Annotated in this window: 11 protein-coding genes; 9 read left to right on the top strand and 2 right to left on the bottom strand. The window is 63.2% G+C overall.

Features of this window, described 5'->3' with window-relative positions:
• Positions 1–50: 50 nt before the first annotated feature.
• The 9 genes from cobA to mdoH all read left to right on the top strand — a co-directional run bounded on the left by cobA (position 51) and on the right by mdoH (position 11,105).
• Complete coding sequence (gene cobA, locus MPJ51_RS09620) at positions 51–779, top strand: uroporphyrinogen-III C-methyltransferase (protein WP_298385337.1); 729 nt, start codon at positions 51–53, stop codon at positions 777–779.
• Positions 772–1,515, top strand: coding sequence for a precorrin-6A synthase (deacetylating) (gene cobF / locus MPJ51_RS09625; protein ID WP_298385340.1), 744 nt, complete (start codon positions 772–774; stop codon positions 1,513–1,515). The genes cobA and cobF overlap by 8 nt, the downstream gene beginning before the upstream one ends.
• 102 nt (positions 1,516–1,617) lie before the next feature.
• On the top strand, positions 1,618–2,076 hold the full coding sequence (locus MPJ51_RS09630; RefSeq protein ID WP_298385343.1) for a DUF302 domain-containing protein: 459 nt from the start codon (positions 1,618–1,620) through the stop codon (positions 2,074–2,076).
• A gap of 80 nt (positions 2,077–2,156) precedes the next feature.
• Positions 2,157–3,776 (top strand): thiamine pyrophosphate-binding protein, encoded by a 1,620-nt coding sequence (locus MPJ51_RS09635; RefSeq protein WP_298385346.1) that lies wholly within the window; start codon positions 2,157–2,159, stop codon positions 3,774–3,776.
• Positions 3,763–4,947 carry a CaiB/BaiF CoA-transferase family protein gene (locus tag MPJ51_RS09640; RefSeq protein ID WP_298385349.1) on the top strand — a complete coding sequence of 395 codons (1,185 nt, stop codon included), beginning with the start codon at positions 3,763–3,765 and terminating at the stop codon, positions 4,945–4,947. Before MPJ51_RS09635 ends, MPJ51_RS09640 begins: the two co-directional genes overlap by 14 nt.
• 180 nt (positions 4,948–5,127) lie before the next feature.
• Entirely contained in the window at positions 5,128–6,498 is a 1,371-nt protein-coding gene (locus tag MPJ51_RS09645; RefSeq protein ID WP_298385352.1) for a tetratricopeptide repeat protein, read from the top strand.
• A gap of 28 nt (positions 6,499–6,526) precedes the next feature.
• The gene (locus MPJ51_RS09650) at positions 6,527–7,744 is read left to right on the top strand and encodes an OpgC domain-containing protein (RefSeq protein ID WP_298385354.1); all 1,218 of its coding nucleotides are present in this window, start codon (positions 6,527–6,529) and stop codon (positions 7,742–7,744) included.
• A complete protein-coding gene (locus MPJ51_RS09655; protein ID WP_298385477.1) occupies positions 7,741–9,240 on the top strand; it encodes a glucan biosynthesis protein G in 1,500 nt (499 codons plus the stop codon). The genes MPJ51_RS09650 and MPJ51_RS09655 overlap by 4 nt, the downstream gene beginning before the upstream one ends.
• On the top strand, positions 9,237–11,105 hold the full coding sequence (mdoH, locus tag MPJ51_RS09660) for a glucans biosynthesis glucosyltransferase MdoH (RefSeq protein ID WP_298385357.1): 1,869 nt from the start codon (positions 9,237–9,239) through the stop codon (positions 11,103–11,105). Before MPJ51_RS09655 ends, mdoH begins: the two co-directional genes overlap by 4 nt.
• Here mdoH and MPJ51_RS09665 read toward each other — a convergent pair whose 3' ends face one another.
• Positions 11,106–11,921: an alpha/beta fold hydrolase gene (locus tag MPJ51_RS09665; protein ID WP_298385360.1), complete on the bottom strand. Its 816-nt coding sequence runs from the start codon at positions 11,919–11,921 to the stop codon at positions 11,106–11,108.
• Positions 11,918–12,391 carry a rhodanese-like domain-containing protein gene (locus tag MPJ51_RS09670; RefSeq protein WP_298385363.1) on the bottom strand — a complete coding sequence of 158 codons (474 nt, stop codon included), beginning with the start codon at positions 12,389–12,391 and terminating at the stop codon, positions 11,918–11,920. Before MPJ51_RS09670 ends, MPJ51_RS09665 begins: the two co-directional genes overlap by 4 nt.
• Positions 12,392–12,586 lie beyond the last annotated feature (195 nt).

The following is a 12,586-nucleotide window of genomic DNA, read 5'->3' on the forward strand; positions in this document are numbered from 1 at the left end:
CGCGGCCATGTCACCGGCACGTTCTTTCACCTGATTGCAGAGGCCTCGGCATGAGCGGTTTTGTCTCTTTCATCGGCTCCGGCCCGGGCGACCCGGAGCTGTTGACCCTGAAGGCTGTCAACCGGATGGGCAAAGCCGATGCGGTGCTGTTCGACGACCTTAGCAGCGGTCCGATCCTAAGCCATGCGCGTGAGGATGCCGATCTGGTGGGCGTGGGCAAGCGCGCCGGTCGACCGTCACCCAAGCAGGATCATGTCAGCCGGTTGCTGGTGGAATACGCGCAGACCGGCCAGCATGTGGTGCGCCTGAAATCGGGCGATGGCGGCATGTTCGGACGGCTTGAGGAGGAACTGGTGGCCCTGCGTGAGGCCGGGATCGACTATGAGATCATCCCCGGCATCCCCTCGGCCGTGGCAGCGGCGGCGGCGGCGGGTATCCCGCTGACCCGACGGCTGACGGCGCGGCGGGTGCAGTTTGTCACCGGCCATGATGTCAGCGGCAAGCTGCCCAAGGACCTCAACCTGCCCGCGCTGGCTGATGCGGGCGCGACCACCGTCGTGTTCATGGGCAAACGCACCTTCCCGCTGCTGGTCGAGGCGCTGAATGCCCATGGCCTGTCGCTGGATACGCCCGCGCTGATGGCCGAATCCGTCTCGACCCCCGACCAGGTGTTGCATCGGTCGACCATCGGTGCGCTGTCGGACCGACTGGCGGAAGAGATTGGAACCGCCCCCGCCCTGATCCTCTATGGCCCTTTGGCGGAGTTCGACGATGATTGAGCTGATCCTGATCGGCATCGGCACCGGCAACCCCGATCACGTGACCTTTCAGGGCGCGCAGGCGATCCGCGAGGCCGATCTGATCCTGATCCCGCGCAAGGGTGACAACAAGGCCGATCTGGCCGGAATTCGCGAGCAGATCATCGCGCAGGTCACCGAAACGCCGCCGCAGATCGCCTATTTCGACATCCCGCAGCGCCGGGCTGAGGACGGGTATCTGCGCGGCGTGGACGACTGGCATGACGCGATTGCGCTGCGCTGGCGTGCGGCGATGGATGCGCGTCCGCAGGCGCGCAAGGTGGCGCTGCTGATCTGGGGCGATCCGTCGCTTTACGACAGCTCTCTGCGGATTGCCTCGCGGCTGGACCCGCAGCCGAAAACACAGGTGATCCCCGGCATCACCGCGCTGCAGGCGCTGACGGCGGCGCATGCGATCCCGATCAACGATATCGGTGCGCCTTATATCGTCACCACAGGCCGCCGCCTGCGCGACGAAGGTTGGCCCGCAGAGGCGTCGAAAGTCGCCGTTATGCTGGACGGCGAATGCTCGTTCCAGAGTCTGGAGATGGCAGAGTATGACATCTGGTGGGGCGCCTATGTGGGTATGGCCGAGGAAATCCTGATCAAAGGCCCGCTGGATCAGGTGGCGGATGAAATTCTGCAAACCCGCGCCGCTGCCCGGTCGGAACACGGCTGGATCATGGATATCTATCTGCTGAAAAAGCGCGGGGGCTGACCGGAATTCTGACCCGCGCGCCCATGCGTGACAAACTGCGTGCGCTCATTAGCGATTTCTGGCAACACTCAGGCATCCGACGTCAAAGGAAGGTGCCCCGCGATGAAAGCGTTCCTGTCCGCCCTGTGCCTGCTGGCCCTGCCCGCCTGGGCGACCGAGCCCCTTGCCGGATGGGCCATCTATCCGACCAGCAAAAGCTATGACCAACTGGTCGATGCCACTAAGACGGCGATCAAGGAAAACGGGCTGATCGTAGTGACGCAGGCCGGCCCGACCAAAGCGGCGGCTGCGCGCGGGATCACCATTCCCGGCAATCGGGTGATCGGAGCGTTCAACAATGATTATGCGGTGCGGGTGCTGGAAACCTCGACCGCCGCGATGATCGAGGCGCCAATCCGCTTCTACGTGACCGAAGATGAGGATGGCACCGCCACCCTGTCTTACAAGACGCCCAGCTTTGTCTTTGCCCCCTATCTGCCCGAAGGCAGTGCAGCTTTGGCCGAAATTGCCGAAGAATTGGACAACAGGTTTCAGGATATCGCTGAATCCGCAGTCAAATAGTCACACTGGTGTGATCCGCCTTGCGTCCCGCGCTGTCCTCCGCAATCTGCAATGCAACGCAAATACCCGGAGCATGACTGATGCAGGACCCCTCACCCCGCGCTGCGGATCTTCTGGCCCAACGCCTGTATGAGGCCGGATGCCGCCACGCCTTTGGAATGCCGGGGGGTGAGGTTCTGACGCTGGTCGATGCGCTGGAAAAGGCGGGCATCACCTTTCACCTGACCAAACACGAAAACGCCGCCGGTTTCATGGCCGAGGCCGTGCATCACCGCGACCGCGCGCCTGCCATTCTGGTGGCGACGCTGGGTCCCGGCGCGATGAACGGGATCAATGTGGTGGCCAATGCGCTGCAGGACCGGGTGCCGATGATCGTGCTGACCGGCTGCGTCGATGCGGATGAGGCGCTGACCTATACCCATCAGGTAATGGATCATGCGCAGGTCTACCGCTCGATCACCAAGGGCACCTTCATGCTGACCGCCGATGGGGCCGATATCATCGCCGACAAGGCCGTGTCGCTGGCCAATCAGCCGCGCCCCGGTCCGGTGCATATCGATGTGCCGATCTCGGTTGCCGACATGCGGGTGACGGGCGTGAAAACGCGACGGCTGGCCAAGGCTGCCCCGGTGGCGCCGGGTGGTGAATGTCTGGAACAGGCCCGCCGCTGGGTGGCGCAGGCGGAACGGCCCATCGCCATTGTTGGTCTGGACGTGCTTTATGACGATTCACACTGCATCGTGCAGGCCTTTCTGGAACATTTCGGCATTCCCTTCGTGACCACCTACAAGGCCAAGGGTGTTGTGCCCGAGGATCATCCCTTGTGTCTGGGTGGCGCGGGCCTGTCGCCGCTGGCGGACAAACATCTGTTGCCGCTGGTGGAACAATCCGATCTGGTGCTGTGTCTGGGCTATGACCCGATCGAGATGCGCCCCGGCTGGCGCGAGGTCTGGGACCCCAAAGACAAGCGTGTCATCGACATTTCCGCCGTGGTCAACGACCACTACATGCATCAGGCCGGGCTTAATCTGGTGGCCGATACCGGCACCACGCTGGAGGCCATCGCCAAGGGCAACCCCGCGCGCGATACCTGGGTGGGTGGCGAACCGGCGCAGGTCAAGGCGGCACTGGCGCTGGCCTTTCCCACGGATGAAGACTGGGGCCCGGCAGCGGTGATCGCCGAAACCCGCGCCGCCCTGCCGCCCGAGACGCTGGCCACCGCCGACAGCGGCGCGCATCGCATCCTGCTGAGCCAGATGTGGACCTGCCACGAGGAACGCGGGCTGATCCAGTCCTCGGCACTGTGTACCATGGGCTGCGCGGTGCCGATGGCAATCGGTCTGCAACTGGCCGAACCCGACCGCCCCGTCATCAGCTTTTCCGGCGATGCCGGGTTCCTGATGGTTGCCGGAGAACTGTCGACCGCCGCCGAAATGGGCGGCAACCCGATCTTTCTGGTCTTTGTCGATGCCAGCCTCGCACTGATCGAGCTGAAACAGCGCCAGCGCCAGATGGGCAACCGGGGTGTCGATTTCGACCGCCACGACTTTGCCGCCATGGGCCGCGCCTTTGGCGGCAACGGCCACACCGTGCGCAACCGGGCCGAACTGCGCGCCGCGTTGCAAGAGGCCTTGAACGCCGACCGCTTCACCGTTATCGCGGCTGAGATTGACCGAGGAGGATATGATGGCCGCATCTGAAGGACCCCTGAAGGGCGTCAAGGTTCTGGACCTCAGCCGTATTCTGGCCGGACCCACCAGCACGCAGTTGCTGGGCGATCTGGGCGCAACTGTCATCAAGATCGAAAACCCCGCAACCGGGGGTGACGACACACGGCAATGGGGCCCTCCTTACGTCGAGGATGCAGACGGCAATCGCTCGGACCTGAGCGCCTATTTCATGTCCTCGAACCGGAACAAAAAATCGGTCGCGCTGGATATCGCCACGCCCGAAGGTCAGGCCGAGATCCGGCGGCTGGCGTCCCATGCGGATATCCTGATCGAGAATTTCAAACCCGGCGGGCTGGCCAAATACGGGCTGGACTATGCGACCCTGTCGCAGGAGTTCCCGGATTTGGTCTATTGCTCGATCTCGGGCTACGGCCAGACCGGGCCGAATGCGTCGAAACCGGGCTATGACCTGATGGCGCAGGGATATGGCGGGATCATGTCGCTGACGGGCGACCCGCAGGGCGCGCCGATGAAGGTTGGCGTGGGCATCGCGGATGTGATGTGCGGCATGTACGCCACCGTCGGCATTCTGGCCGCCCTGCGTCACCGTGACCTGACCGGCGAGGGCCAGCAGATCGATCTGGCGCTGGTCGATGCGCAGATCGCCTGGCTGATCAATGAGGGCGTGAATTACCTGACCTCGGGCAATGTCCCGCAGCGGCGCGGCAACGGGCACCCCAATATCGTGCCTTATGATGTTTATGAAACCTCGGACGGGCATGTGATCCTTGCGGTCGGCAATGACAGCCAGTTCCAGCGGTTCTGCGGCTTTATCGGCCATCCCGAACTGGCCGAGGACGCAAGATTTGCCACCAACCCCGCCCGTCTGGAACATCGCGACGCGCTGAATGCCATCCTGCGCCCGGCGGTGCAGACACTGGACACACGCGCCGTGATCGACGGGCTTGAGGCGCTGAAAGTGCCGGTCGGGCCGGTGCAGACGCTGGATCAGGTTTTCGACACCGATCAGGTCGCCGCACGGCAGATGCAGATCGACCTGCAGGCCGCCCCCGGACCGGTGCAATTGATCGGGAATCCCCTGCATCTGTCACGCACGCCTGTAACATATCGCAGCGCGCCACCGGTCTGCGGGGCCGACACTCAGGCCGTGTTGAGCGCCGAAAACCCCTTTGATGATTGAAACACATTGCCTATTTCGGCGGCATGTTGCTGAAACATGCCGTTGAATCGGCGGTTTTTTTCACCTTTCACACACACAGCTTTTCACCAATTCGAGAGCAGGGTCGATACTGTTACGACGCGCCTGCACACTCTGCTAAATCGAACAATGTAGAATTTCGCAATCAGATTGGACCCGAGCATGAAACAAGACGTTTTTGGACAGATGAACACTCTGACCCAGCCCGCAAGTGTCGAGGCGTGGGATGGTGTTCTGCTCGGGTTCATGGCGCATGCGGCGGTCACCCCGCAACATTTGGGCAAAGTGCTGGAGCTTGAGCCGGACTTTGCGCTGGGTCACGCGATCAAGGGTCTGTTCATGGTTCTGCTGGGCCGTCGCGAAATGCTGCCGGTTGCGGTCGAAGCGCTGAACGCGGCCAATGCGGCGATGGCGCGTCAGCCGGTTTCCGCCCGCGAACAGCTCTATGTCGAGGCGCTGTCCCTGTATCTGGCCGGGCATCTGGTGCAGGCCGTGCAGAAATTCGAAGACATCCTGCGCGATCATCCGCAGGACACGCTGGCGATGAAGCTCAGCCATGCGACCCGCTTTGTACTGGGCGATGCGCAGGGGATGCGCCGGTCGATCGAACGAGTGATGCCCACCTATGCGCCGGATCACGCGGGCCGTGGATATCTGCTGGGCTGTCAGGCCTTCGCGCTTGAGGAAACCGGCGCCTATGACAAGGCCGAGATTGCCGGGCGTCAGGCTCTGTGGATGGTGTCGGACGATGCCTGGGGCCTGCATGCGGTTGCGCATGTGCACGACATGACCGGCAATGCCGCACAGGGTCTGGACTGGCTGGCCGGGCGCGAGGACGCCTGGGCCCACTGCCACAACTTCCGCTATCACGTCTGGTGGCACAAGGCGCTGATGCATCTGGATCTGGGTCAGGTCGATCAGGTGATGGAGCTTTATGACACCCATATCCGTCAGGACAAGACCGACGATTACCGTGACATCTCGAACGCAACCTCGCTGCTGTCTCGGTTGGAGCTTGAGGGCGTCAATGTCGGCAATCGCTGGGAAGAGCTGGCCGATCTCAGCGCCGCCCGCACCGAGGATGGCTGCCTGATCTTCGCCGATCTGCACTATCTGCTGGCCCTGACCGGCGACAACCGCACCGATGCAACCGCCAAGATGCTGGGCCGCATCCGCAAGGACGCCGAACAGCCCAAGGACGACACCGCCCGGCGCATGGCCAATCCCGGTCTTTCGGCGGCGATGGGGCTTGAGGCCTTTGGTGACGGGCAATACGAGATCGCCTTCGACCACCTGTCGCATGCGCGCGGATCAATGCAACTGGCTGGTGGCAGTCACGCGCAACGTGATGTATTCGAGCGCATCACAATTGATTCCGGCCTGCGCGCCGGGCGTCTGGACGCGGTTGAGCGCATTCTGGACGACCGTCGCGCCAAACGGGCCGGGGGCGAGGATAACTACGCATTGGCGCGCCGCGCATTGATCGAAACGGCCCGCGACCGCGGCGACGCCCAAAGCGTCCCCGCCGAATAAGACAAAGACCAAGAAGGACAGAAAACGTATGGCGACCATATCGCCCGCTTCTGATTTTGCACCCGCTGCGGCCTCGGCTGCAACCCCTGCCCGCACGCGCGACCCGCGACTGGATTTCTATCGCGGCATCGCGATGTTCATCATCCTGATCGCCCATATCCCCAACGATCCATGGGCGCGCTGGATACCGGCCCGCTTCGGTTATTCCGACGCGACCGAGATTTTCGTGTTCTGCTCGGGCATGGCCTCGGCCATCGCCTTTGGCGGCGCGTTCTTGAAAAAGGGCTGGTGGATGGGCACCGCGCGCGTCGCCTTCCGCATCTGGCAGGTCTATTGGGCGCATATCGCGCTGTTCTTCTTTGTCGCCATGACCATGGCTGCGCTGAACGAGACGGGGTTGTTTGAAAAGAACTATATCTCGTCCCTGAACCTGCAGCATTTCTTCAACGATCCAGCGCCGCAACTGGTTGGGATTTTCACCCTGACCTATGTGCCCAACTACTTTGACATCCTGCCGATGTATCTGGTGGTTCTGGCGCTGATGCCACTTTACATGGCGCTCTACCGCGTCAGCTTCTGGCTGATGGCAGCGGTGTCGGTCGCCATCTGGTTCATCGCCCAGACCGGCGCGCTGGCCCTTCCGGCCGAGCCCTGGTCCGAGCGTCAGTGGTTCTTCAACCCGTTCGGCTGGCAATTGCTGTTCTTCACCGGCTTTGCCTTCATGCGCGGCTGGATACCGGCCCCGCCAGTGTCGAAAACCCTGATCTGGCTGGCGATTGCCTTCGTGGTTCTGTCCGCCCCCTTCGGGTCGTGGAAAGTCTTTACCTGGATCAACACTGCAGCGCCCGATCTGGGTGCGGTGCTCCGCAAGGGCTGGCCCCTGACCGAAGAGCTGCGCGGCAAGACCGAGTTTGGCTTGCTGCGCTATGTCCATTTCCTGTCGCTGGCCTATCTGGGCTGGGTCGCTGCCGGTGAACACGGCCACCGCCTGATCGCCACCGGCCACGGAACGGCGGCGCGCATCTGGCAAGGGCTGCTGGCCGTCATCACCAAGGTCGGGCAGCAATCGCTGGCGGTCTTCGTGTTCTCGATGGCAGCGGCACGCCTGATCGGGGTCGCCCTGGATCAGAGCGGGCGGGATGTTGCCAGCGTCTTTGCCGCCAACATGATTGGCTTTGCCATGATCATCGGCGTGGCCTATCTGGCCGCGTGGTTCAAGTCACAACCATGGAAGTCGAAGAAATGAACTTTACCCGTCGCGCATTCCTGGCCTCGACGACTGCCCTGGCCTTTGCCCCCTCCGCCTATGCGACGGGGGGTGAGGTGCCCTTTGACCGTCAGGACGTGATCGATCTGGCCCGCGATCTGGCCAGCCGTCCTTATGCGGAACGCGAGATGGTGCCGCAGGAATGGCAGGACCTGACATATCAGCAGTACCGCTCCATCCGGTTCCGGCTGGACCGCGCGTTGTGGTATGAGACCGAGACGCCTTTCAACGTCGATTTCTTCACGCCCGGCCTGTACTTCCCGCGCACAGTCAAAGTCTCGACCGTCGAGGATGGCATGACCACGCCGGTCACCTTCGATCTGGCGATGTTCGACAAATCCGAGGACGTGCCCGACCTGCCCATCGACGACACGCTGGGCTTTTCCGGCCTGCGCCTGCGCACCGAAATGCACCGTCCGGGCAAAACCGACGAGTTCTGCGTCTTTCAGGGGGCCAGCTATTTCCGCGCCATCGGGCTGCACGAGGTCTATGGCCTCTCGGCCCGGGGTCTGGCGCTGAAGACCGGCGACCCGGATGGCGAGGAATTCCCCGAATTCATCCGCTTCTGGCTGGAACGGCCCAAGCCCGGGCAGCGAGACATGGTAGTGCATGCGCTAATGGACAGCCCCAGCGTCACCGGGGCCTATCGCTTCACCGTCACCGCCGGGGCCGATTGCGTGATGGATGTCGAGGCGACCCTGTTCCCGCGCACCGAACTGCCCCATGTGGGCATCGCGCCGGGCACCTCGATGTTCCTGTATGATCAGACCAATCACAGCCGGTTCGATGATTTCCGCCCCGCCGTGCATGACAGCGACGGGCTGCTGGTGCGCAATGGCAATGGCGAGGTGCTGTGGCGCCCGCTGGCTAACCCAACCCGGTTGCAGATTTCTTCGTTCGTCGACACAAACCCGCGCGGGTTCGGCCTGATGCAGCGCAAGCGCAAGTTCTCGGATTATGCTGACCTCGAGGCCAAGTATCACAAACGCCCCGGCCTGTGGGTCGAACCCAAGGGTGATTGGGGCAAGGGCTCGGTCACTCTGGTCGAGATCCCCGCCGATCAGGAGATTTACGACAATATTGTCGCCTATTGGCGCCCCGCGACCCCCTATGCCGCAGGGCAGCAGGTCGATCTGTCCTATCGCCTGATCTGGGGCGAGGAGCCGCAGCGCACCCCGATGCCGCGCGTGATCAACACCGCAATGGGCGAAAACACCTTTGGCGAGGGCCGTCTGGCCGTTATCGACTTTGAGCCCAGCGATCTGTTTGAAGACCCCGAAGCGATGACGATCTTCGTCAACTCGCCCCATGCCGAAACCTCGGACGGGGTGTTGCAACGCAACCCCGACACTGGCGGGCTGCGGCTGGCGTTTTCCTTCCAACCGGCTGAGCGTAACCATGTCGAGCTGCGCGCGCAGTTGCTGCTGGACGGACAGGCCGCCTCGGAAGTGTGGCTTTATCGTTGGACCACATGAGCCGCGATCTGCATATCATGCCGCCCGAGGCGTCGCTGGCCATGCCCGCGCAGGATTTCGACCGCGATTTCCGTGACGCGCAGGTGCCTGCGGGGCGTCGCGCCTCGGCGGGGTTCTGGCGGGCACTGGCGTTTTCCCCGGCAATGGCGGCCACGGTGGGCCTGTTCTGGGTCATGACCGACTGGTTCGGCTCTGAAGGGATCAACCTGATCGAGGCCATCCTGCTGGCGTTGATCTCGTTCAACTTTTTCTGGATTTCCTTCACGGTCTGCACCGTTCTGCTGGGCATGGTCTCACTGTCGCGGCAGAACCAACCCAAGCGTGAGGCGCGCCCCCAGCCCCTGCGCGTGGCGCTGTTGATGCCGGTTTACAATGAGGTGCCGTGGAACGTGCTGGGCAATGCCCGCACGATGCTAGAGGATCTGCGGGCGCGTGGTGGTCAGCACCACTATGCCATGTTCATCCTGTCCGACACCCGCGACCCGGACATTGCCGCGCAGGAACAGGCCAGTATCGAGGCGCTGCGCACCACACTCGCCCCCGGGCTGGAGCTGTATTACCGCCGCCGCGAACAGAATACCGACCGCAAGGTGGGCAATATCGCTGATTGGGTCAGCCGCTGGGGTGCTGAGTGGGATGCGATGCTGGTGCTGGACGCCGACAGCCTGATGACGGGCCGCGCCATCTATCGCCTGACCGACGCTTTGGCGCGCGATCCGGGCGCGGGGCTGATCCAGAGCTATCCGCAACTGATCGGCGCGCAATCGGTTTTTGCCCGGATGCAGCAATTCGCCAACGGTGTCTACGGCATCGCCTTTGCCGAAGGTCTGGCCCGCTGGTGCGGGCAGGAAGGCAACTATTGGGGCCATAACGCCATCATCCGCACCAAGGCTTTCGCCTCCAGCGCCGGGCTGCCCAAGCTGCGGTCGTTCGGCGGGCAGGACAAGCTGATCATGAGTCACGATTTTGTCGAGGCCGGTCTGCTGCGCCGCGCCGGATGGGCGGTGCGGTTCCTGCCGCGCATTCGTGGGTCATATGAGGAAACACCCCCCACCCTCATCGACCACGCCCTGCGGGATCGCCGCTGGTGTCAGGGCAATCTGCAACATCTGAAACTGCTGGGCTCGACCGGGTTCCGCGCGGTCTCGCGGTTCCATATGTTCCATGGCGCGGTGGGCTATCTGATGTCGCCCTTGTGGTTTGCCCTGCTGGTGATGTGGGCGCTGATCGGACAGGGCAAGGACTCCTCGGTCCTGCATTACTTCAGCCCCGACAACCCGCTGTTCCCGCAATGGCCCGAGATGTCGGAGACCCGCCATGTGCTGATCATTCTGGTCATGTACGCGATGCTGCTGGCCCCCAAGGTTCTGGGCGTTCTGGCCCTGCCCCTCAGCGGCGTGCGCTATTCCGATTTCGGTGGCGCGGGGCGGTTTGTAACCTCGTTTCTGGCCGAAGTAGTGCTGTCGATCCTCTACGCGCCGATCCTGATGGTGCAGCAGATGATTGCCGTATTCCGCACCGCGCTTGGCCTGCAAAAAGGCTGGTCACCTCAGGCCCGTGACGGCGGCACCTATGGGCTGCGCACGCTGATCCTGTGCCACGCGCTGGAAACCGTCAGTGGAGTGGCGCTGAGCGTGGGTATCCTGGCCGGGCTGGTCTCGGTCTGGCTGGCTCCGATTGCCGTCAGCCTGGCGCTGGCAATCCCGCTTTCGGCGCTTAGCGGCGTGTCCGCTGGTCCGGCCCGCCGCATGGTTGGAATGCGCGAGGACTACCGCGAACCCGCCATCACCCGCTCGGCCCGCCGCTATCGCGGCGAACTGAAGCGGCTGGTCGAGGGCAAAGGCGTTGTGACCCCGGCAGAGTAATCAGCTGCCGGGCAGACCTTCGTACCAATCCACCATCATATCCGCCCAGCCCGTGGGCACGGAATGCCCGCCGGGGAATAGGGCAAACTCCAAAGCGCTGCCCTCGGCGCAGTTTGCCCATTTGCGGCGCATGAACTGGTCGGTGGTGCTGAACCCGGTGGGCTTGGTGTCGGGGCATTCATTGGCCACGCGCCAGATCTCCAACCCTGCGAAGATATCGCCCTGATGGAACCGGCCTCCGCCCAGAATGCGCCCTTCCAGCGGCACCACATTGTCGGTCCAGCCATGAGTGTGGAACATCCGTATCGGCCCCTCGCAGGCCTCGGGGTGCGGTCGCCAGAACCCGCCCGAGACCGGGACATAGGCCGAGAACGTCTCGGGCGCGGCGCAGGCCAGATAGTTCACCATGAACCCGCCTGCCGAGAAGCCGCCCAGAACCACGCGATCGCTGTCGATGCCGAACCGGTCCGCCGCGTCCTCGACCACTTCGGTCAGAAAGGCGGTCTCGTCTCGACCCTCCCATCCGGGGTAGAAGTTCCAGCTTTTGCGCCCGTTGCGCAGCGCCCCTTCGGGTGCCATCACCGCATAGCCGCGATCCAGCAACGGATCGACCATGCCGCGATTGCGCATCGTGCCCGCGCCGCTGCCGCCATAGCCGTGCAGAAACACGACCAACGGTGGGTTTTCTTCGTCGGGCAGCTCGATATGGTATTCGCCGGACGGGGTTTCACACACCCCTTCGTCCGCGCCACAGGCGGCAAAGGCCGATTGCGCCGTCAGGGCCAGGCCAAGCGCCAGCCAATGTTTCACTGTCATCCTATGTCCCCTGTGTAACGATCCACCGGCAGCCCCGCGCGCACCCAGCCCGGCCCGGCAGCCGAGCCCAGCATGCCCTCAGGCACGTCGATGATATTGGAAAACCCCGCTTCGGTCAGGTGATTGCTCAACCGGGCCGAGCGTACCCCCCGCGCGCAGATCAACGCCACCGGGGTGGCGGTATCGCCACCCACCAGTTGCGTCAGCGCCTGCACGAAATCGTCGCGGCGCATGTCCAGCGGTGTGGCGGCCTGCCCGACGCCGGTGCTTTTCCATTCGCGCGGCGTTCGGATATCGACCAGCAGGATATCGCCTGCCAGCGCCTGCGCATGCGCCTCAGCCACGCTCAGCTGCCCACCCGCGTAATCCTGCGGGATCAGACGGTATTCGCGAATGGCAAACCCGGCGGCCGCGGCAGCGCCACCGCCCAAAAGGACCCATCTGCGGGTTCGTTTCGCTGTTTCCGGCACGCCGTCCTCATCTCGCTTTGTTGACCGCTTTTACCATAGCTAGGTCACATATGCCGCGCCGAAATCCCGGGGGCGGATCAAGTTCACGTCATTATCGCCGGGAAAAAATACATCCACCCGATGCGTTTAGACTCGGCTGTTCACCTTGCAATTTCCGGCCAGCCAATAAATTATCGCTAGAAATTCGTTCCAAAC

The organism is Ruegeria sp. (assembly GCF_028066395.1).
Taxonomy (GTDB): domain Bacteria; phylum Pseudomonadota; class Alphaproteobacteria; order Rhodobacterales; family Rhodobacteraceae; genus Ruegeria.